Origin of the sequence: Pararhizobium polonicum (assembly GCF_001687365.1) — a bacterium.
Taxonomy (GTDB): Bacteria; Pseudomonadota; Alphaproteobacteria; order Rhizobiales; family Rhizobiaceae; genus Pararhizobium; species Pararhizobium polonicum.
This window is the reverse complement of the sequence record NZ_LGLV01000005.1, coordinates 202650-225016: the sequence shown is the minus strand read 5'-3', so window position 1 is coordinate 225016 and position 22367 is coordinate 202650. Positions and strand designations below refer to the sequence as shown.

The following is a 22367-nucleotide window of genomic DNA, read 5'->3' as shown; positions in this document are numbered from 1 at the left end:
TCACGAAACTGAGACATGGCGCTGCATTTGCGGCGCCATTTTTCGTTTCAAGAACCTCAAAAAGGTGCTATTTTTGTTGCCAAATAAAATACGAAAAGGAAGACGCATGGCGAGCAGAATTTTGGCGGAGACCAGCGCCAGCATCTCCGAACTGAAGCGCAATCCGATGGGGACCGTGGCTGCGGGGGAAGGATTCCCGGTTGCCATTCTCAACCACAACGAGCCGGCATTTTATTGCGTCCCTGCTGTGGCGTTCGAAGCCATGCTCGATCGTCTTGAAGATCTGGAACTGAACGCATTGGCCGACGCGCGCGCCGGTGAAGCCGTCGTACCCGTTGATATCGATGAGCTATAAACTGGCGTTTCTGGCACCGGCGCTGAAAGAATGGCATCAGCTGGACAGCCGCACGCGCGAACAGTTCAAGAAGAAACTTGCGGAGCGCCTTGAGACGCCGCGCGTTCCCGCGGCAAAATTGTCGGGCTCCAGGGACCGCTACAAGATCAAATTGCGTGCCGTGGGCTACCGTCTGGTCTACGAGGTCAGAGACCTTGAGGTCGTCGTTCTGGTCATTGCGGTTGGCCGGCGTGATCGAAACCACGTCTATGTGAAAACTGACAAGTGATAGGCTTCACCGCATCAAATTCTCGATCGGAAAGATCGCGCAGGTTTCCGTGCCGTGCGCCAGCAGCTTGCCATTCCCATCCTTCAGAAAGGCTTCCGAGGTTGCCAGCGTCCGACCGCGATGGACGATCCTGCCTTCGCAGGACACCTCGCCCATGCCGGGCAAAAGCGGGCGCACCAGATTGACCTTGAACTCGACGGTCGTATAGGCCTCGCCCGGCTTCAGCGTGGTCATGACGGCGCAGCCGAGTGCGGAATCCATGATCGTTGCCGCCCAGCCGCCATGCACCGTGCCGAGCGGATTGAGATGTTCGGCCGATGGCAGGCCCTTGAACATCACCCTGCCCTCCTCGACTTCGCTCAATCCGAACTTGAGTGTCGCCGCCATCGGCGGTGCGGGATGAATGCCGGCCAGAAGATCCAGCATCGCCTTCAGACCGCCATCGCGCGCAACGGCTTCCAGCGGCACCGTACCGATGCCGGAGACGGTCATTCCAGGGTAGAGCTCGACGGTCATTCTTTCAGGGTTCCTTATGGATGGGCGACCGTGTCCTGCCGCTTCAGCGCCTTGAGCGCCGCCTGGACGAAACCGTCGCGGGCAGCAGACAGGCCGATACCGCGCGGCTCGTAGACATGGCGGTGGAGGAAAAAGGCCGTCATGCGGAAGGCCGCGGCCAGGCTGTCATAGTCGGCGGCACCGCGACCGGCGAGAAACCCCGGCAGCGCCAGCATCTTGCCGGCATAGGGCGCACCCGCCGCGCGGCTGACGGCACGGCCGGATTTCGGCGAAACGTAGACCAGATCGTCGCGTGTGCCGGTCGCGGCGCATTCCGCCAGATCGAGGCCAAAACCGAGATCATTGAGAACCGCGATCTCGAAACGCACGAACAGTTCGCCAGCATCGCTCGGATCGTGCATGTTTTCGAGGATGACGTCGAGCGCTTCATAGAGATGCGGATGCGGATCGCGTTCGGGCAGAAGCCGCAGCAGCGCCCCCATGGCCTGAACGCCATAGACCGAGGTTGCCGCCTCCATCAGCCGCGCCGCCCGTAGCCGGACCGGCTCGATGCGGAATTCCCCCAGATGTTCGTCCAGCCGTGCCCGCCAGGTGACCTCCACCTCGTTTCCCGGCTGCAACACCGGCTGCATCGTCCGCGAGCGGCCACCCCGCACCATCCCGAGATGGCGTCCATGCGCAAGCGTCATGACCTCGGCGACGACAGAGGTTTCGCCGTGCCGCTTGACGCCGATGATGATGGCCTGATCGCTCCATTGCATGACAGCAGTTTTACCTGCGACGAAGGGTGAAAACAATCATCGCTTCGAGACAGGCGCTGATTTGCGCCGTTGCACCGCCTTGCGTGTACGGGATTGCCACGTTCTACGCGCATTCTCGCGCTAGAATCGGCCTTCAACATCACTCACCGGTCCGAAACGCTTTCTTATCCCATGCGGTTGGAAACTGAGGGCGGGCCGGCAGGCGATCGATGAGCAGTTTTCCAGCGATGTATTTTGCCGGTTTTACGGCGCAGCAACTTTAAAGGAGCGATCACAATGATGCGGTTTTTCCATCACCAGACCCGTTTTCTTTCCTGTGCGGCTCTTGTCATCGCCGCCGCCGTCAGCCTCCCGCCGGATGTCACGCACGCCACCGGACGGACGGCTTTGGACGCAGACACGTCCGCCTCGTCGTCGGCCGTCACCCCGCTTCCCGGCGATTTTCTGTACAGGGACGGCGAATACGGCAACCAGTCCGCCCGCAAGGATTATTCCATCGGCGCCCGGCGCAGTGCCAACAACGATCTGGTCCTGCGCTTCGAGGTGCGTCCCGGCGAGCGTGCCAGTTTCGACGGCGACAACAGGGACCGCTCGGAAATCACCAGCAGCATCAACTTCCCGAAGGACGAGATCGTCTGGAATGCCTACCGCGTGAAGATCGCCGACGGGTTTTCGATACCCGACGGCGAACATTCCTGGTTCATCGTTGGCCAGTGGCACGGCAGCAAGGACGACAAGCGCTCGCCCTATATCGCCGCTCAGGTCGAAGGCAAGGATCTGGTTTTCCTCCGGCGCTATATCAAGGACGGCAAGCCGGCGAGCAGCGAAATGTACCGGATGCACGATGTCCCGCGCGGCGAATGGCTGAACATCGTCATGGAACACAAGGTTTCGGCGACGGACGGGCTGTTGAACATCTGGCTCAACGGCCGCCAGGTGGTCCAATTCGACGGCCCGCTCGGCTATTGGGATCATGCCGAGGCTGGATACTGGAAATTCGGCATCTACCGCAGCCGTGATGACGCTGACGCGGTGGTCGAATACCGCGATGTCGTCACCACGACGGACAACCTCTCCAAGCGCGCAAGCCTGATCAACTGAGCGGTGCGATCGAGGCAGGGCTGGCGGCCCGGCCTCGATCGCCAGCCCTTTTCTCCCTCGCGCAGTCTCAGGAATTGGTTTCGCGCATGAAATCGAGGAACACGTCGCGCGACGGCCGGCTGAGTGGCCCTGTCCGGCAAAGTGCGGCCTTGTTGCGCTGGCCGCACAACTGGTTGAACGCCCGGATCGTGGCTCCGGTCAACGCACCATTCACCTTGCCCCGGTAGATGCCGGCACCGCTGAGTTCGCTCTGCAGGATGTAGACATAGGCATTGCCGTTGGCGCCGACGAGACGGCCGACCAGATCGGCCTTTGCGCCTGGCTGCAGGTCCGCGATCTTCTCTGCGAAGGCTGCATATTCCCGGATCGAATCGGCAGCGGCCCCCTCGATGAACAGTTCCTCGTTTTTTCGCTGCTCTTCCGGCATCTGGCTGGCCGCTCGCGCAAGCGTTGACCGGGCCAGAGAGATATTCCTGACGATATCCTTGCCCCGGCCCTGGGCGTAGAGTTGAACGAGCGTCGATGCCGCAGTGGCATCGCCCTTGGCGCTTGCCGTCTTGAGGATTTCGATCGCCCGGGCCGGGTTTTTCGGCACACCCTTTCCGTCGAGCACCGCATAGGCGAGAACAGAGGAAATACCGGGAGCGCCCTCCCGCTGCCCTTCCGCAATCAGCGCGTGCCCCTGTTTTTGCTGGGCTGCCGTTCCGGCCAGCAGCACGCTCGCGGCACTCGCCAAGCCATTCTTCCGGCCGGCCCGATAGGCTTCCTGATACAGATCGGCCGCTTTGGAGACGTTTTTGGCACCGGCGGTGCCGTCACGATAGACCTTCGCAAGGCCGACCATCGCACCGGTATCGCCCGCCTGCACCGCCTGTTCATAGTAACCGATCGCCTTGGCGGGATCGAGACCGACATCGGCGCCCTTCAGATAGAGCGTGGCCAGCGACGAGGCGGCCCATGTCCCTCCTCCGGCAAGGACCTCCTCGTAGAGAGCGGTCGCCTTGGGAATGTCGCGCGCAACGAGGACACCGCCCGCATAGAGATCCGCCATGCCCAGCTTGGCGCCGGGATCGCCGGCCTGAATGCCCTGCTGGTAAAACCCGACCGCCCTGCCCGGATCGAGGCCGACGGTCCGGCCCCGGCTGTAAAGCTCGCCCAGCTTGGCGGCCGCCGCCATCCGGCCGTTCTCAAGCGCCCTGGTGTAGAGGTCGACCGCCTTTTGAATATCCGCGGGAACCAGCTTCCCATCCCGATAGACATTGCCAAGGGCGATCATCGCACCGGTATCGCCGGCCTGCACGGCCTGCTGGTAATAGCCAACGGCCCTGGCGGGATCGAGGCCAAGCTCATCGCCCTTGAGATAGAGTGCTGCCAGTGACGAGGCCGCCCATGTGCCGCCATGGGCAATGACGTCTTCATAGAGGGCGACGGCCTTGGGAACATCGCGCGGGACCGCGACGCCCTCGGCATAAAGATTGGCCAGACCTGCCTTTGCCCCGGCATCGCCCGCCTGAATGCCCTGCTCGTAAAAGCCGGCTGCCTTGTTCGGATCGAGGCCCGCCGCCTCGCCCTGACTGTAGAGAGCGCCAAGCTTGGCGGCCGCCGCTATCTTTCCGTTCTCCAGCGCTTTCGCATAGAGATCGGCGGCCTTGGGCATATCCTGCGCAACGATCTTTCCGTCGCGATAGAGATCGGCAAGGGCGATCATTGCCCCGGCATCGCCGGACTGGACGGCCTGTTCGTAATAGCCAATCGCCTTGGAGGGATCGAGACCAAGCTCATCGCCCTTCAGATAAAGCGCCGCCAGCGACGAGGCTGCCCAGGTGCCGCCGCCGGACAAAACCTCCTTGTAAAGAGAGACCGCCCTGGCAATATCGCGCGGCACAAGAACGCCCTCGGCATAGACGCTCGCCATCCCCGCCTTTGCCCCTGCATCGCCGGCCGCTATCCCCTGCTCGTAAAAGCCGAGGGCCTTGGCAGGATCGAGACCGACGGCCTGCCCCTGACGGTAGAGGTCGCCGAGCTTGGCGGCAGCCGCCAACCTGCCCGCCTCAAGCGCCTTCGCATAGAGATCGACAGCCCTGGGAATATCCTTCGCAACCACCTTGCCGTCACGATAGATGTTGCCAAGGCTGATCATCGCGCCGGCATCACCGGCCCGAACCGCCTGTTCGTAATAGCCAACCGCCTTGGCAGGATCGAGACCGACCTCATCCCCTTTGAGATAGAGCCCGGCCAGCGATGAGGCTGCCCATGTGCCGCCCGCGGAAATGATTTCCTCATAGAGAGCAACCGCTTTCGGAACATCGCGTCCGACCAGAACACCGTCTGCATAAAGGCTTGCCATCCCGGCTTTTGCCCCGGCATCGCCAGCCGCTATACCCTGCTCGTAAAAGCCGATAGCCTTGGCGGGATCGAGGCCGAGCGTCTGGCCCTGACGATAGAGATCGCCGAGCTTGCCTGCTGCCGCGACCCCGCCCTGCGCGAAGGCTTCGGTATAGAAATCGACCGCTTTGGCGATATCCTGCGGAACAACCTTGCCGTCTCGGTAGAGATCGCCTGCCGCTTGCAGTGCCGTCGCATCCCCTTGCTGCGCCATGGCTTCGATGCCTGCAACAGCGGATGAGAGATCATCCCCCGGCTTTGCCGCCTTTATCGTCGCCAGCAGCGCCTTTAGCGCCTGCTGCTGCGGCGTCTCCGGCGCTTTCTGGTCCGTGCTGCCAGCGGCCTGCTGTGAAAAGGAAGGAGAGGCGTTCAATACAGCCAAACCCAGTGCGCAATAAAAAAAAGCGGACTTATGACCCAGTTTCATGATAAAATCCCACTGGTTTATTGAGATAAAATATAATTTTGACGTGAAATTACCTTATTGATGCAGAAATCGGCATCGAACGAACATATGTCCAGCAACCATGCTGCGAAAATCGATCTGTATTATTTTTTTATCCGGCCTGCTTTAAACAACACACCGTCGCAGCGCGCGGAGCACCACACATATCAAGCAATGACAACCGTACATCTATCTTTTCAGAATATGCATAACCTTCAGGCTGTCTCCAGCCCGCGTCTCAAAGAAACGCGCCTTAACTATTCCATCTCGCAACTGCGAAAGCCTCTATGAAATTCAATTGAAGTATGTGAAAACATTCGTACCAAAACAAGCCAAAAGCGACGACGACCTTGATCTAAGAGGTCAATTTTAAGTCGTTCCGGCCTGTTAGAATATGCATATTATATACGTATAAATGAGCAGGCTCTGTCCTTCAAGGCTGGTATTTTCAGCGACAGAGATCAAGCATACCATTGTTTTATAATCGCATTTCGTTTTTTTTCGACGAGATCGCGCCTGACTATTTTGATTACGAATTGTTAGACCTAAAGGACATATTGCATGAAAATCGCGATTTTCGGCTTGGGTTACGTCGGATTCACCGCAATGTGCTGCATCGCAAAAGAAGGCCATCACGTTGTTGGCTTCGATGTCAGCGAAAAAAAAGTAAACCAGATCAATCAAGGGACTGCGCCGATCACCGAGCCGGGGGTCGAAGCCCTCTTGCGGGAAGGTCTTGAGGCCGGACGGATCTCCGCCCATACCGAGATCAGGCAGCATCTTCAGGACTGCGACATGGCGATCGTCTGCGTCGGCACGCCGAGCGCGCCCGACGGCTCGCACAACATGACCTATATCGCCGAAGTCACACGCCAGATCGCCGCCGCCGTCGGCAGGAACAGACCGTCGCCGCTGACCGTCGTCTATCGCTCGACCATCCGGCCGGGAACGGTCGAGGGGCTGATCGCCCCCATCCTTGCCGCCGAACTGGGCGATGCGTTCGAGCAGAGCGTCGAGCTCGTCTACAACCCGGAATTCCTGCGGGAATCCTCGGCGATCCAGGATTACTTCGATCCGCCCAAGATCGTCATCGGAACGGTCGACGGCAAGCCGAACGCGCGAATGGACCGGCTCAACCAGAATATCGCGGCCCCGACCTTCTATGTGCATCTGGGCGAGGCCGAGATCACCAAGTTCGTCGACAACACCTGGCATGCGGTCAAGGTCGCCTATGCCAATGAGATCGGCCGTGTCTGCCTGCAGCTCGGCCTGAGCGCCACCAAGGTGCACGAGATCTTCGTCTCCGATACCAAGCTGAATATCTCGCCCTATTATACCCGCCCCGGTGGGGCCTTCGGCGGCTCCTGCCTGCCCAAGGATGTGCGCGCGATGCAATATATCGCCGCCGATTGCGGCGCCCATACCCATCTGGTCGATGCGCTGCTGCGCTCAAACGAGGCGCATAAATACCGGCTTTTCCAGCATGTGACGCGCAATCTGGCGCCCGGCGCCACGGTCCTGCTCGTCGGGCTTGCCTTCAAGGCGGACACCGACGACCTGCGCGAAAGTCCCAATATCGACCTGGCGCGCGGATTGCTGCGCGAGGGCTACAAACTGTCGATCTTCGATCCGGCAATCGACGCGACCAAGCTTGTCGGCGCCAATCTGGGCTATGCCTATACCCAGATCCCGACGCTGTCGCACCTGCTGGTCTCGAAGGAGACGGCGGAGGCCAGGGCCTATGACCGCGTCATCACCACCAACCTTACCTACAGGAAAATCAACCTTGAGAAGAATGGCGATGTCGTCAATCTGAATGCGTTGTCGTGAGGGCCGCCGCGATGGACACGACAGTTCAAACCGCCGACGCCAGCGCAACCACATGGAGCACGGCCATTTCCGGCGCGCTTTCAGGCCGCAAGATTCTGATCATCGTCGAAAACCTGCCGGTGCCCTTCGACCGCCGCGTCTGGCAGGAGGCGAGAACCCTGCGCGCCGCCGGCGCCGAAGTCGCCATCATCTGCCCGACCGGCAAGGGCTACACCGCGCGCTACGAGCATCTGGACGGCATCCACATCTACCGTCATCCGCTGCCGCTCGATGCCGGGGGTGCGCTCGGCTACCTGCTGGAATATGGCGCGGCACTGACCTGGGAAACGCTGCTTGCCTGGAAAATCCTGTTTCGCCACGGCTTTGACACGCTGCACGGCTGCAATCCGCCGGACCTGATCTTCCTGATCGCCTGGCAGTTCAAGCTGATCGGCAAGCGCTACATCTTCGATCACCACGATATCAATCCGGAGCTTTACGAAGCCAAGTTCAACAAACGCGGTTTCTTCTGGCGGCTGATGTGCCTTTTCGAATGGCTCACCTTCAAGACGGCGAACACGGTGATCTCCACCAACGAGAGTTACAAGAAAATCGCGATCGAGCGCGGCGGCAAGAAGGCAAAAGACATCTTCGTCGTCCGTAGCGGCCCGGACCTGACGCGCGTGAAGGCGGTGCCGCCGAATCCCGCCTTGAAGAACGGCCGTGCGTTTCTGGTCGGCTATGTCGGCGTCATGGGCGATCAGGAAGGCATCGACCTGCTGCTCGAGGCGGCCCGCAATCTGGTCTACGATCTCGGCCGGCAGGACATCCAGTTCGTGCTGGTCGGCGGCGGCCCGAGCCTTGCGGCGTTGCAGGCGATGTCGGACAGCATGGGACTTGCGGACCACGTCACCTTCACCGGCCGCGCACCGGACCAGACGCTGTTCGAAGTCCTGTCGACGGCGGATGTCTGCGTCAACCCAGACCGCGTCAATCCGATGAACGACAAATCGACGATGAACAAGATCCTCGAATACATGGCCGTCGGCAAGCCGATCGTCCAGTTCGACGTCACCGAGGGCCGCTTCAGCGCCCAGGAAGCCTCGCTCTACGCCAAGGCGAACGATCCCGTCGATTTTGCCGGCAAGATCGCCGAGCTGCTGGCCGATCCCGATCGCTGCGCCCGGATGGGCGCTTTCGGACGCAACCGCGTCGAGACGCAGATGGCCTGGAGCTACGAGGTGCCCAAGCTGATCGATGCCTACAGGAATGCATGCCCCTAGGCCCGCTACGACGCTGTTTCGCGGGGCCGCCGGTATGTTTGAAGCGATGTTGCACAGGTTGATGGATGGCGATCAAGGACGTAATCGCAGGTTTGAAACCCCACCGCGCCGACATGCGATTGCCGGGCGCCGGTGGAGCCCTGCCCTGCATATGTGCAAGGCTTCCACGATGAAGGTCGCTGTCGTCACCTATTTTCACGACAATCTCACCGGTTTCATGGATTTTTCCTACCGGGTGGCTGCGCTGGGCACGATTGCAGACGTCGATCTCTATTGCCGGTATTCGGTGCGGCAACGGCAGGAGTTTGCCACCTCCCGCTTCGACGAGATCGTCGTTCTACCCAGATTCAAAGGGCTTCTGTCGCAGCTTGACTATTTCATGCGCGTCACACGTCTTATCCGGAAAAAGGCCTATGATCTCGTCGTGATGCTGGGAAGCCAGGGCAGCGCCTTCGTTCCGGCCTTGCCGAGGACAGCGCGTATTGCACTCTACTGGAACGAACATCCGTCCCATTTCTTCGGACCGAGCCGCCTGCGGCCGATGCGGCCGATCCGCAAGATTCTCCGTGGCCTGTGTTATGCGGGGGCTAAGAAAGCCGATCTCGTCATGCCGATCGGCGAAGCGCATCGCCAGGACCTGCTCGCACACGGCGTTGAGGCGCAGAAAACGCAGCTCATCCAGATGGGCGTCTCGGATGCCTTCCGGCCAATCACCACAGGCGGCGAACCCGCCGTCAACGGCAGGGTTCGCTTCGTCTATGCCGGTTCCGTCGAGCCGGATCGCGGCCGTGACATCATGCTCGATGCATTCTGCAGCGCGCAGGACAAGGGGCTTCCGGTTCACCTGACCATCGTCGGCGCCGTCGAAGCACAGCGGCAATACTGCCAGGATTTCATCAGGCAGCGCGGCGCCGAAAACACCATTACCGTGCTTGGCCGGGTTTCCGGCGCCGAGGTGATCGGCCATCTCCGCGACAAGGATTTCGGCATCTGCATCTGGGCGGACAAGGAATATTACCGGTTCAATCCACCGACGAAACTGTTCGAATATCAGGTCGCGGGGCTTCCGGTCCTCGCCAACACGATCGCGACCCACACGCATTTCATCGACAACGGCGAAAACGGCGTCATCTTCGAATACGATTCGCAATCGCTTTTGCAGGCATTGGCCCAAATTACCCGGCATCCGGAAAAAATCGCGCACCTGAAAACGCGGTCGCTTTCGAGGTCGGAACATTATCTCTGGAGGAATATCGAGCCTGAATTTCTGCGGCAGATCGAGGCGGCCACGGCCGGAGACCGGCCATGAACAGGTTCATCCTCTATCTCTCGGGCCGTATCCCGGCGCTGTTCATCACATTTTTCTTTCAGATCTTCCTTGTCCGGCATCTGGACATGCACGAATACGCGATCGTCGGCATCGTCTTTGCATTCGCCTCTCTGACGGGCACGCTGATGTCTGCGGGAACCCAGCGCATCATTCCGAAATACATCCCCGCGGTCTCGTTTTCGAACCTGTCGCTTCGTCCCATCCTGGCGATCCTGGGTGGAAAATATGCCGCGATCGCCATTGTCCTTTCCCTCTGCCTTGCCGCCGCGCAAGGGTCGGATCTGGAAATCGCGATGCTGATCGCCGGCAGCAGTGCCTGGATCATCGCCTTTTACTGCATTGCCTCCTGCCTGTACCTGGATACGGAAGCGGTATCGCAGACGCTGGACCAGCAACGCATATCGCGCATCATCGCGCTCGGTGAACCGGCGATCCGCGTTCTCATCATCCTCGGCCTCTACGTCCTGCATGCGCCGCTCGACAGCACGGTGGTGATTGCCGTGATGGCGGCAACGCAGGGCATCGCCTGCCTTGTTCTCGGCGCGAACAGCCTGCGCGTGCTGATCAGGCGGCGGGCGGCGGAACGCACTCTCCCGGCCACGGCCCCAGTCACGGCATTGTCTGATGTCTTCGCAACCGGGCTGGCCGGGTATATCGCCGGCCTTGCCTATCTCGCCACGTCGCCGGCCATGCTGCGGCTTCTGGTGGTCGGCGCATTTACGACGCAGCAGCTGGCCGCGCTGATCTTCTGCCAGTCTCTCGTCAGCAGCCTGATCCGCTATGCGCCCGGCGCCATGATCTTTCCGCTGGTGGAAGCGCGGGCCGCAAACTACCGCGCCGACAGCGGGCTGATTGATGTCCAGAGGGGGGGCACGCTGTTTTCCCTGCTGATCAAGCTGGATGCGATCCTCATTCTGCTGGTGCTGACGATCGTTGCCCCGCATGGCGAATTGATCTTGCATATCCTCGCGGGCGACCGGTTTGCCGGGCTCGGCTATTTTCTCCCCATCCTGCTGATGATGCCGACGATTGCCATCAGCGTCGCGGTGTTGCAGGTGATCGCCAGTTTCTCTGGATCCTACCGGGGCCAGAACCTGTCCGCGCTGGTCAGCGTGATCTCCATCTCGGCCATTCTGTTGTTCGCCGGCCGCCTGAGCGCGCCGGTCATCATGATGATCCCCGTGGCGGATAGCATCGTTCGCGCAGCCGTCATCTATCTGACAATCCCACGGGAAAACCGGGCCTTTCTCGATTTGAAATTTCTGGGCTGGACCAGCGCCATCAGCGCGGCACTGCTGACCTACGCTTTCGCCCGATCCCCCTCGTTGCCGGCGGACCTCGCCGTGCAAGTCGTCCTGATGGCCTTGATCGCCTATGTCCTGCTGTTCAGGAATGCGCTGGCCGAGCCGGAAAAACGGGTCCTGCACAGCCAAATCCCCGCCCGGCTTTTGGCCCGCATACCGTTTGCCTCACGGGTCCTTGCGACGGGTGGCACGCCATGAACGACACCCGGACATCCATCTTCATCGTCACCAAGGACAAATATCCCCCCTTCCGGGTCGATATCACCGAGCTCTATCTGCGGTATCTCTCCCGCGACTACCGGCTGACATTCGTGATGCGGCGGGATGAGGATTCCCGCCCGCAACCGCAACCCAATGCGAATGTCGACTATCTGCTGCCGCCAGCACATACCGGAGGCCGGATGAGCCGGTTTCTGAGCGGCTTCAGGCTGCATATCGCCGGCATAAAACGAATTCTGCGCGACCGGCCCGATATTATCCAGTGCCGCGACACCATGTTTCTGGCCCTGGTCTATAGCCTTGTTGCACTGCTGATACGGCGCCCCTTCGTTTACTGGATGTCGTTTCCGATGGAGCTCGGCAATCTCCACAGGGCCAAGATCTATTTTTCCCGGCGGGCGCCTTGGAAAGGGCTGCTGCAGCTCGGCTATGGCTGCCTGGGCTTTGTCAGCCTCTATCTGATCGTCCTGCGTCTGGCCCGCCACATTTTCGTCCAGAGCGACCAGATGAAAAAGGACGTCGCTGCACTCGGCATAGACGAAACCAAAATCACCGCCGTACCGATGGGGATCAATCTCGACCGCTTCAATCCCGATACGATCCCCGCGTCCACCGACCCTATCTACGGCAATCGTCAATCGGTCTTCTATTCCGGCACGCTCGATCCTTCCCGCACCATGGAAGTCCCGTCTGCGGGCGTCGCACGCTTCATCGCACGGCATCGGGACATGATCTTCGTGATCGCCGGCAGGGCAACGCCGGCAGAGCGCGATGTCGTTCGGCGTGCCATGCGCCAGCACGGCGTCGAAGATCACCTCGTCCTTCTCGACCATATGCCGCTGGAAGACATGCTGTCGCATGTCAAGCATGCCAGCGTCTGCCTCGCCCCCTACCCGGTTTACTCGAGGATGCTGCGCTCGGCCACGCCGACGAAGCTGGTCGAATATCTGGCCATGGGAAAAAGGACCGTCGCCAATGCGCACCCGGATCAGGTGTTTCTGCTCGATCACACCGGATTGGGCGTTGTCACGGATTTCACGGCAGAGGGTTTCGAAGCCGGATTGCAACGCGCATTCGAGGCGGGCGAGCCTTCGCCGGAGGATATTTCCAAGGCCAAACATTGGCTTGAGAACAACCGCTCCTACCGCGTCCTGTCCGGCCTCGTCACGGATGCCTACCGCGCCCATTGTACCGGAGCCCGATGAATGATGCTTGAGACCGCCCCCTCGCAAAAACCTGTGGGCACGTTGGCCTACATGTTCTTTTTCATCTCGCTTCTGTTCCTTTGCGGCGCCTACAGCCTTTACTTCAATCCGATCGAGATCACGCGGGGACCGGAGAGCACGACGGATATCCGGCGCTATCTGCTCTTGCTGATCATGCTGATCTCCGTGCTCCTTATCGCCGGGCGATCGGGATCCCTGCTCACTCTGATCATCCGGTCAAAGTACCATTTTCTCTTTGTCTGCCTCTGCTTCCTGTCTGCCCTATGGTCTGTGGACCGCTATATGACCATCACCTGGTCGATTTCGCTTTTTTGCCTTTACGTCTTTGCACTGGCCATCACGCTCCGGCTATCGGGCGACGCCATTCTCGACCTCTACCTCAAAGTCGGTGCGACCCTCATCCTGCTGTCGATTGCCACGGTCGTTCTCTTGCCGGAGATGGGTATTCATCAGCAGAGCGACGCGGTGCAGTATGTGCATGCGGGATCCTGGCGGGGTGTTTTCGATCACAGGACGAAGCTCGGACAGTTTTCCGCGCTTTATGTCGCCATTCTCTTCTTCTGCGGCGCACCGACCTTCCGCATCGCCAGCCGCATCCTGATCGGCCTTGGCGCATTGACATGCATCATCATGTCGAACTCCGGCGGAGCGCTGATCTCGTTGGTCGTCTGCCTGATCGCCGGCTTCGTGGCGCGCAGCTTCTACCAACGCGACAATCGCTTTCTCTTCACACTGACCATCCTTTTCGCAACAACCATCGTCCTGTTCTTCGGCATCAGCCTGTTTTACGCGACGCTCGACGTCCTCGGCAAATCCACCGACCTGACAGGCAGGGCCCCCCTCTGGCAGATGATCCTGAACATCCTCGGCCCCGACAACTGGCTGGGATACGGCTATGTCGCCGGCTTCTTCCAATGGGTCCGCCCCAATCTCGGCTACGAACTGGCAACACTGCCGAACAGCCAGAATGCGTATCTCGATCTGTTTGTTTATTTTGGGTATCTTGGTGTGGGATTGTTGGTTTTATTTTCGGTATGTGAGTTTTTGAGGATGTACAAAATATTAAATAAAAAGGAAAACCTAAATATATTGATCTCTACATTTACTATATATATCTTCACAATACAAATTAGCTTCGTAGAGTCATTTATACTGGAATATTTATCGTTCCTTATTACTGTATTTTTTACATTCTCCATTTCCAACTCATATAAATCTAAAAAATTTGCAAAAAAACAGATACACCTAAAAATTCATGACTCCATACGAATGGAACCCATTATGTATTCTCAAATGGATATTTAAATGCCCGCTATCAGTAAGATCATCAACTTAGGACAGTTTTTCGAGCACAAGCGTCTCCGCCTCCTATCACGAGCGGCAGAAGGCGTAATTCGCGTTTTATTCCAGGCGTCTATACCAGCCCGTGCACAGATCGCGAAGTCTGTTTTCTTCCACCACAGCGGCCTCGGCGTGGTCATCAACCGCCTATCGGTGATTGAGGATGATTGTGAGATCGGTGTCCATGTCGTTCTGGGCGGCAAGGCTCCGACTATAGGCGCTCCTCACCTTGAAAAAGGGGTGATCGTCCACGCAGGCGCGAGAATCATCGGCCCGATACGCATCGGCGCAGGAAGCGTCGTGGCCGCGAATGCCGTGGTCACTAAGGACGTGCCACCGAATAGTCTTGTTGCCGGCGTTCCGGCTGTCGTCAAGCGTTCCGATATCGACAATAAAATGTACCGGCACGATGCACCTCAGATCGCGCTGTCCAAAGCGGCAGAGCTTTAACAGTTTCTGCAATTGCAAAGAGTTTTCGACATGCCCCGTCGCCCCACCTATGTCTTGATTGCCACCCCGCTTGGCGAAGGGGGAATGGGTGGCATTGACCGTATTATGGATGAGGTACGCAAGATAGCACGGTTGATGCCCCTCGAATACGTCAGTATTTCCTTTGGTGCAACGCGCGGCCAGGGAAGTATAGCGCTCTCTCCGTTCTATCTTGCCTGGTTTCTCGTAAGGATGGCGCTGCTCAAGGCTCTGGGCAAAATCGACGTCCTGCATATCAACCTGTCCAGCCATGGAAGTACCCGGCGCAAGATCATCGTTGCACGGTGGTCAGCTATTTTGCGCATACCCTACATCGTTCATCTTCATGGATCCCGCTTCCGGCGATTCTGGAATGAGAGCACGCCGAGCGTTGCAAGCGCAATCGTAGAAATGTTCGCATCGGCTTCTCGTATTGTCGTTCTCGGAAATATCTGGAAATCCTTTGTAGCGGAGAAAGTTCCCGACACCATCAACCGGATCGTCATCATTCCCAATGCGACGCCGACGCCCCGGCTTTCTCATGTGGAAGACGAAACAGGCCGCCTGCGAATCTTGTTCCTTGGCCGCGTCGGCGCTCGAAAAGGTGTACCGCAGCTTGTCGAGGCGCTGTCTATGCTTCCGAAAAATGATAACTGGCGTGCAACCATTGCCGGCGATGGCGACGTAGAAGAAATGCGTCAGGAGATTGAGCGACGGGGCCTGAGCGATCTGGTCGCACTGCCGGGCTGGGTTGGGCCGGATGACGTGGCCAAACTACTGGCCGAGTCGGATGTTCTCGTGCTGCCGTCCTTTGACGAAAACTTGCCGATGTCGGTCATTGAGGGCATGGCCGCAGGCCTCGCGGTCATTGCAACACCGGTCGGCGCGGTCGAGGATATCATTATCGACAGAGAAACCGGTCTGCTCGTCCCCACCGGAGATTCGAAGGCAATTGCTGCTTCGATCCAGTTTCTTCTCGATCAGCCGCAGGCACGCGAAGCCCTTGGAGAAAAGGCTAGGCGCCTGCACAGGGAGCGGCTGGAAATTGGCATGTATTTTGCCGAGCTTATTGATCTTTGGACAGGAGAAAAATTTGGGCATAACAATTTTCGGCGGCCATATGGAGACCAGAATGGTCTATGATTTCAAAGATATAAAATACATACCCGGACTAGATGGAATTAGGTTCTTCGCCGTCAGCATAGTGTTGATGTCACATTTCGGTTTTGGCAAATGGATACCCGGCGGCTTTGGTGTCACCATCTTTTTCTTTCTGAGCGGTTTCCTGATCACGACACTTTTGATCCAGGAGAGCCAAAAGAAAGGCACCATCTCGATTGGCAATTTTTATATTAGGAGATTTATTCGCCTCGCTCCGGAAATGATCATTCTTCTCATTGGATCGTCCGCCATCGCCCAATCGATAGGCCTTTCGCCTTCGCTCGGAGACATCGTAGCTGCTCTCACATATACGACAAATTACTATATTATTTACCTTCAAAGCGTTGCCTCTGACGGAGTCGCCCACATGTGGTGGCCCCATTTATGGTCACTTGCCGTCGAAGAGCATTATTACCTGTCATTCCCACTTATATTCGGGCCGATTTTCAAAGGTCCGAAACTCCTCTTGTTGTTTTTTTTCGTGTCACTTTTCGGCTGTCTGGTTTGGCGGTATTTTGTCATTGTTAACGAAATTTCCGGAATCGATTGGCAACATGCGTACGGCTATCTTGCATCCGAGACACGTTTCGATTCGATCGCTTACGGTGCGTTGTTTGCTTTTGTAGCGCAGAGACCGGAGCGTCTGTCTTCTTCCGCAAGCGGCACGACGTTGGTTGCTGGACTGATCCTCTTATTAGCATGCCTAATTGTACGTGATGAATTTTTCCGCGAAACTCTCAGATACAGCCTTCAAGGCATCGGGATTTTTCTTGTTTTTTCGCATATGTATCTGTCAGCAAGTCCGAGTTGGCTCACCCGGATTTCAGAGTTCACGCCGCTTCGCATTGGCGGCGTTTTATCCTACGGTGCCTATCTTTGGCATCTGGAGTTTTTGCGCCTTACCCATCATTTTTTCAACATTACGCCCGTAGCCCTGCCTATACATCAGAGACTTCCATTTGCAGTAGCAGGATTTGCCTGCACGTTTGCTGTGGCCTGGCTATCCTATCGCTACATCGCCAAACCCGTAATGAGGTTTAGGGCTAATTTCGGATCCCATACCGTCGTAGGAATATCCAACACGCAGCCAGAGCCCGTTGGCCAGACTGCCGTGCCTCGGGAAACATTCTGACATATTGAATTCATAATTTCTCTAGGAGAGACCAATGAGTGCTTTTCAAACTCACCTTTCTTTGCAGCAGTCAAAATATGCAATTCTTGTTTTCACAACATTGCTCGCCGGCATTTTTCTGAGCCACCGACCGAGTCACGCAGCAGATAATTGCGATGTCTACGAAACTCGAGTCGTTACAACCCCGGCTCCTCCGCAATGGGGGCCAACATATAAGAACTACGATGCTATGTTGGCAAAATTCCCCACGAAGGCTGACGCTATCCTTTTCGGGGATTCCCTGGCAGAAGGCTGGCCGACGGAATCATTCAGATCGATTTTCCCAGGCAAGGCGATCGGCAATCTCGGCGTCGGCGGCGATCTCATTCAAAACGCGCTCTGGCGTCTTGAACAGATGCCGGTTTCCGAGATTTCTCCTGAAACGATTGTGATGATCCTAGGCACCAACAATCTAAAGGCACGCTCCAAGCCCTGCGCAATAGAAGCCGGTCTAACGAAAGCAGTCGAAAAGCTGCACGAAATCTGGCCGCAGGCCGTCATCTACATGTTTACGATTCCTCCGCGCGGCAAAATCTTTAACGATTTTGAGGCTGACCGCCAGGCTGTCAATAGTTTCATTGAGACGATGCCGTCTCAAAACAGCTATGTGCGAACAGTTACGGGTTTCGATGATCTGATCGCTTGTGGAATGAGAGGAACAGATCAAATGCAATCCTGGTTTCCCAATTATTTTCCCGACAAATGCGCCAATTATCGCGACGACAGTTTGCATCTGACCTCGGCCGGTTACGACGTGCTGTCAGGAATATTGAAGCAAGGAAACAACTAACCCGTGCCGCCCTCCTGGTACATCAACCGCCTGCGAGCAATGAGCCCCGCCGAGGTCGCGCATCGCATTGCCGAGAAGGCCAAAAAGTCGCGCGCCAAGGGACGGATCGAGGGGTGGGAGCGGTATCGGGATTCCGGTCCCCTGCCCCGTCTTCCGGGCTTGCGCGAAAATCTCGCCGCTGCACCGAAGCGGGTGAAGCGTGAGATCATCGAGGCGAGTGCCTCCATCCTGTCGGGCCGTTTCGAGGCTCTGGGCGCCGACTGGCCGCCGAGGGCACCGGAAAGTCTGTTCCCGGCGGAGATCTGGCGGTTCGATCCCGTGACCGGCGGGTTGTGGCCGGGGGCGGACAAATATTGTTTTGACATTCCGTATCGGCACGAGCGGGTGCTTGGCGATGTCAAATATGTCTGGGAATTCAACCGGCTGCAATTCTTGCAGCCGCTCGCGGCCGATGCGGCGCTGACCGGCAATCAAGCGGCCCTTGCGGTGATCGAAGCGGCGGTTGAAAGCTGGTATGCGGCCAATCCGCCCTTCCGGGGCATCTGCTGGAATTCAGGCATCGAACTTGGGCTGCGCGCCATCAGCCTTCTCATCGTCACAAGCCTGTGCGGCACACTTCTCTCGGCAACGACGGTCGACAGGATCCGCGCGATCCTGCATGCCCACATGGTCTGGATGGCGCGGTACCCGTCGCGCTTTTCCTCCGCCAACAATCATCTGGTCGCGGAGGTCGCGGGGGAGTTGCTGATCGCGCTTGCCATGCCGGACTTGCCTCTGTCTGCCAAGCTTGAAGCCAAGGGCCGGAGGATTCTGGTCGAAGAGGCAAACAGGCAGATCCTGAACGACGGCGTCGGCGCCGAGCAGTCGCCGACCTATGGGGCGTTTACCGCTGAATTCATTCTCCTCTGCAGCTTCGTGGCGCGGGAGGCCGGGAGGCCGCTGGCATCCAGGATCGACGCGCGGCTGAGGCTGTTTTCGATCCATATCGCGTGGTTGTCCAGCGACGACGGGCGCGTGCCAGGCATTTGCGATGACGACGAAGGGCGCGTCCTGACGCTTGCGCGGCACGAGCCGGCCTATGCTGCTTCCGTCTGCGCCGCGATCGCCGGTTATCTCGGTGAACGACCGGCCGGGCCTCGTCCGCCGGAGATGGATTTGCGCGACGCGCTGTTTGGTTCGGCTTTGGCCGGCAGTCCTGCGCCCTCCGGGTTCAAAACGTTTGCCGAGGGTGGCTATACGGTGATCCGCGAAGCGAAACGCGGCCGCGATCTCGGGATCGTCTTCGATCATGCGCCGCTCGGCTATCTCTCGATTGCCGCCCATGGCCATGCCGATGCGCTGTCGGTGATCGTCACGTTCGATGGCGAGCCGCTGTTCGTCGATCCCGGCACCTATCTCTACCATTCGGGCGGAGAATGGCGGGACTGGTTTCGCGGGACACGCGCCCACAACACGCTGAATATCGGCAGTGCCGACCAGAGCATCATGTCCGGTGCCTTCAACTGGTCGCACAAGGCCGTGACGACGCTGGAAGCTGCAGCCGGCGGCGAGGCCTGGTCAGTGACTGCGGCGCATGACGGCTATCAAAAGCGTTTTGGCGTGGTCCATCGCCGCACCCTGTTTTCGACGCAGGATGGCTTTGCCATCCGTGACGAATTGACCGGGATCGGCAGCCACACGGCCGAGATCGTCTTCCAGCTTTCGCCCGAATGCGATGCCGCAATGGAAGATGGACAGGTGTTGATCGCCCGCGGCGGCAAGACCGTCGCGGTGCTGTCCTGGCAGGAGCCGGGCGATATCACCATCAAGGCGGGCGGTGGGATCGGCGAAGGCGGATGGTATTCGCCCGCCTTCGGGAAAAAGGTCGAGGCCAAACGCATCCGCTGGCGCGGCATCGTTCCGCTGGAAGGTGTCACCTGCCGCCTTTCGCTCACCAAGGCTGAGTAGCCTGGGTCCGGTGGCCGAGGCGACCGGCAACCCAATCTCCAGACGGTGGGCGTGCTATTTCCGCTTCATCGCCTCGGCCAGTGCGGCGCCAAAGGCACCTTGGGACGGCGCCTGCGGTTTTTGCTGCTGGGTGCGGGCGAGCGTCTGGCGGGCCTGATGGGCGGCCTTCGGATCGCTCTTCATCTCGCGGGTGCCTGACTCGGCGGCACCGTCCTTGCGCATGGTGAGGCCGATGCGCTTGCGGGGGACGTCCACCTCGGTGACGCGCACCTGCACGACATCGCCGGCTTTCACCACCTCATGCGGATCCTTGATGAAGCGGTCGGCCAGCTGAGAGACGTGCACGAGGCCATCCTGATGCACGCCGATATCGACGAAGGCACCGAAGGCGGCGACGTTGGTGACGGTGCCTTCGAGCAGCATGCCCGGCTTCAGGTCCTTGATGTCGTCGACACCGTCGGCAAAGGTCGCGGTCTTGAAGCTCGGGCGCGGGTCGCGGCCGGGCTTTTCGAGCTCGGCGAAAATGTCCTTCACCGTCGGCAGGCCGAAGCGCTCGTCGACGAAGGTTTTCGGGTCAAGCTGCTTCAGCGCGGCGCTGTCGCCCATGATGGCGCGCAGATCACGGCCGCAGGCGGCGACGATCTTCTTGGCGATGCCATAGGCTTCGGGATGCACGGAGGAGGCATCGAGCGGCTCCTTGCCGTCGCGGATGCGCAGGAAGCCGGCGCATTGCTCGAAGGTGCGGGCGCCAAGGCGCGGCACCTTCATCAGGTCCTTGCGGCTGGTAAAGGCGCCGGTCGCATCGCGGTGGGCGACGATCGCCTCGGCCGAGGATTTGCCGAGGCCGGAAACGCGGGCCAGCAGTGGCGCCGAGGCCGTGTTCAGATCGACACCAACAGCATTCACCGCATCTTCGACGACAGCTTCCAGCGAGCGATTGAGACGGCCCTGATCGACATCGTGTTGGTACTGGCCGACACCGATCGATTTCGGCTCGATCTTCACCAGCTCGGCAAGCGGGTCCTGCAGACGGCGGGCAATGGAGACGGCGCCGCGCAGCGAGACGTCGAGACCGGGGAATTCATCGGCGGCGGCCTGCGAGGCGGAATAGACCGAGGCGCCGGCTTCCGAGACGATGACCTTGGTCGGCTTGGGGCCAGCCGGCAGCTGCGTCAGCATGTCAGCGACGAGACGCTCGGTCTCGCGGCTGCCGGTGCCATTGCCGATAGCGATCAGTTCGATCTTGTGCTTGCGGATCAGGCTTGCGAGCTCGGCCTGCGTGCCGCGAATATCGTTCTTCGGCGGGAACGGATAGACGGTCGTGGTCTCGAGCAGCTTGCCGGTGCCATCGACGATGGCCACCTTGACGCCGGTGCGGATGCCCGGATCAAGCCCCATCGTCGCACGCGATCCGGCCGGAGCTGCGAGCAGCAGGTCCTTGAGATTGCGGGCAAACACATGGATCGCCTCTTCTTCGGCCCGTTCGCGCAGCTCGCGCATCAGGTCGAGCGACAGCGACATGGACAGCTTGACGCGCCAGGTCCAGCCGATCATCTCCATCAGCCATTTGTCGCCCGGCAGCGTGCCGCCGACCCTGTAGACGGCGGCGATGGTGCGTTCCACCGGCTTGACCGGCGATGTGTCGTCGAGATCGACGACGATATCGACGGAGAGGAATTCCTCGTTCCAGCCGCGCAGCATGGCAAGCGCCCGGTGGCCGGCAACGGTTGCCCATTTTTCCGAATGATCGAAATAATCCGAAAACTTGGCACCGGCCTCCTGCTTGCCCTCGACAACCTTGGAGCGGATCAGTGCGGCCTGGCGCATATGGGCGCGCAACCGGCCCAAGAGATCGGCATTTTCGCTGATGCCTTCGGCGATGATGTCGCGGGCGCCGTCGAGCGCCGTTTTCACATCCGGCACATCGGCGGTGATATAGGCGGTGGCGCGGTCTGCCGGCGCGATGATCCGGTCGGCAAGAATGGCTTCGGCCAGCGGTCCGAGCCCCCGCTCGCGGGCGATTTCAGCCTTGGTGCGGCGCTTCGGCTTGTAGGGCAGATAGATGTCTTCCAGTTCCGCCTTGGTGGTGACAGCAGCGATCTTGGTTTCCAGCTCGGCCGTCAGCTTGTCCTGGCTGCGGATCGAATCGAGGATGGAGATCCTGCGGGCCTCAAGTTCGCGCAGGTAGACCAGCCGTTCGGCCAGATTGCGCAGCTGCGTGTCGTCCAGCCCACCCGTCACTTCCTTGCGGTAGCGCGCGATGAAGGGAACGGTCGCGCCCTCGTCCAGAAGCTCGATGGCTGCGATCGCCTGAGCGGGCGTGGCCTTGATTTCCTGGGCGATGAGGACGGCGATGGACTTTGATGGCAGGGACATGGCATTCCGTGGTTTGCTGTGATTTGGCAGGGACCATAGATGTACATGCCTTCAAGGCCAAGTGAAGGCGCCCGCCAGCCACCGGGCGTCCACAGATGGATGCCGGGTGGC

General features: G+C 59.2%; 18 protein-coding genes. 14 read left to right on the top strand and 4 right to left on the bottom strand.

Annotated features, from left to right (window positions below):
* Positions 1 to 106: 106 nt before the first annotated feature.
* Positions 107 to 355, top strand: coding sequence for a type II toxin-antitoxin system Phd/YefM family antitoxin (locus ADU59_RS06905; RefSeq protein WP_068953045.1), 249 nt, complete (start codon positions 107 to 109; stop codon positions 353 to 355).
* Positions 345 to 623 carry a type II toxin-antitoxin system RelE family toxin gene (locus ADU59_RS06900; protein ID WP_068953043.1) on the top strand — a complete coding sequence of 93 codons (279 nt, stop codon included), beginning with the start codon at positions 345 to 347 and terminating at the stop codon, positions 621 to 623. The genes ADU59_RS06905 and ADU59_RS06900 overlap by 11 nt, the downstream gene beginning before the upstream one ends.
* 6 nt (positions 624 to 629) lie before the next feature.
* Here the strand turns inward: ADU59_RS06900 and ADU59_RS06895 are convergent, their stop codons facing one another.
* Entirely contained in the window at positions 630 to 1139 is a 510-nt protein-coding gene (locus ADU59_RS06895) for a PaaI family thioesterase (RefSeq protein WP_068953041.1), read from the bottom strand.
* A gap of 14 nt (positions 1140 to 1153) precedes the next feature.
* Positions 1154 to 1900, bottom strand: a complete 747-nt coding sequence (gene recO / locus ADU59_RS06890; protein ID WP_068953039.1) for a DNA repair protein RecO — start codon at positions 1898 to 1900, stop codon at positions 1154 to 1156.
* A 276-nt stretch (positions 1901 to 2176) separates the two neighbouring features.
* On the opposite strand from recO, the gene ADU59_RS06885 reads away from it, so the two are divergent.
* The gene (locus ADU59_RS06885) at positions 2177 to 3001 is read left to right on the top strand and encodes a heparin lyase I family protein (protein ID WP_068953037.1); all 825 of its coding nucleotides are present in this window, start codon (positions 2177 to 2179) and stop codon (positions 2999 to 3001) included.
* Positions 3002 to 3068: 67 nt separating this feature from the next.
* Here the strand turns inward: ADU59_RS06885 and ADU59_RS06880 are convergent, their stop codons facing one another.
* Complete coding sequence (locus tag ADU59_RS06880; protein WP_068953035.1) at positions 3069 to 5759, bottom strand: tetratricopeptide repeat protein; 2691 nt, start codon at positions 5757 to 5759, stop codon at positions 3069 to 3071.
* Between the two features lie 633 nt (positions 5760 to 6392).
* Here ADU59_RS06880 and ADU59_RS06875 point away from each other — a divergent pair.
* From ADU59_RS06875 to ADU59_RS06825, 11 genes are all read left to right on the top strand, one after another.
* Positions 6393 to 7661, top strand: coding sequence for a nucleotide sugar dehydrogenase (locus tag ADU59_RS06875; RefSeq protein WP_068953033.1), 1269 nt, complete (start codon positions 6393 to 6395; stop codon positions 7659 to 7661).
* A gap of 11 nt (positions 7662 to 7672) precedes the next feature.
* Entirely contained in the window at positions 7673 to 8923 is a 1251-nt protein-coding gene (locus ADU59_RS06870; RefSeq protein ID WP_068953030.1) for a glycosyltransferase family 4 protein, read from the top strand.
* Positions 8924 to 9074: 151 nt separating this feature from the next.
* The gene (locus ADU59_RS06865) at positions 9075 to 10232 is read left to right on the top strand and encodes a glycosyltransferase family 4 protein (protein ID WP_068953029.1); all 1158 of its coding nucleotides are present in this window, start codon (positions 9075 to 9077) and stop codon (positions 10230 to 10232) included.
* Positions 10229 to 11755, top strand: coding sequence for a hypothetical protein (locus ADU59_RS06860; protein ID WP_068953027.1), 1527 nt, complete (start codon positions 10229 to 10231; stop codon positions 11753 to 11755). The genes ADU59_RS06865 and ADU59_RS06860 overlap by 4 nt, the downstream gene beginning before the upstream one ends.
* The gene (locus tag ADU59_RS06855; RefSeq protein ID WP_068953025.1) at positions 11752 to 12981 is read left to right on the top strand and encodes a glycosyltransferase; all 1230 of its coding nucleotides are present in this window, start codon (positions 11752 to 11754) and stop codon (positions 12979 to 12981) included. Before ADU59_RS06860 ends, ADU59_RS06855 begins: the two co-directional genes overlap by 4 nt.
* Positions 12982 to 14307 carry an O-antigen ligase family protein gene (locus tag ADU59_RS06850; protein WP_068953023.1) on the top strand — a complete coding sequence of 442 codons (1326 nt, stop codon included), beginning with the start codon at positions 12982 to 12984 and terminating at the stop codon, positions 14305 to 14307.
* Positions 14308 to 14793, top strand: coding sequence for a serine O-acetyltransferase (locus ADU59_RS06845; protein WP_068953021.1), 486 nt, complete (start codon positions 14308 to 14310; stop codon positions 14791 to 14793).
* A 30-nt stretch (positions 14794 to 14823) separates the two neighbouring features.
* The gene (locus ADU59_RS06840; protein WP_083198153.1) at positions 14824 to 15954 is read left to right on the top strand and encodes a glycosyltransferase family 4 protein; all 1131 of its coding nucleotides are present in this window, start codon (positions 14824 to 14826) and stop codon (positions 15952 to 15954) included.
* Positions 15944 to 17104, top strand: coding sequence for an acyltransferase family protein (locus tag ADU59_RS06835; protein ID WP_158515703.1), 1161 nt, complete (start codon positions 15944 to 15946; stop codon positions 17102 to 17104). Before ADU59_RS06840 ends, ADU59_RS06835 begins: the two co-directional genes overlap by 11 nt.
* Before the next feature lie 34 nt (positions 17105 to 17138).
* Complete coding sequence (locus tag ADU59_RS06830) at positions 17139 to 17933, top strand: GDSL-type esterase/lipase family protein (protein ID WP_083198152.1); 795 nt, start codon at positions 17139 to 17141, stop codon at positions 17931 to 17933.
* A gap of 3 nt (positions 17934 to 17936) precedes the next feature.
* Complete coding sequence (locus ADU59_RS06825) at positions 17937 to 19880, top strand: heparinase II/III family protein (protein ID WP_099050769.1); 1944 nt, start codon at positions 17937 to 17939, stop codon at positions 19878 to 19880.
* 54 nt (positions 19881 to 19934) lie between these two features.
* Here ADU59_RS06825 and ADU59_RS06820 read toward each other — a convergent pair whose 3' ends face one another.
* On the bottom strand, positions 19935 to 22256 hold the full coding sequence (locus ADU59_RS06820; protein WP_068953013.1) for a Tex family protein: 2322 nt from the start codon (positions 22254 to 22256) through the stop codon (positions 19935 to 19937).
* Positions 22257 to 22367 lie beyond the last annotated feature (111 nt).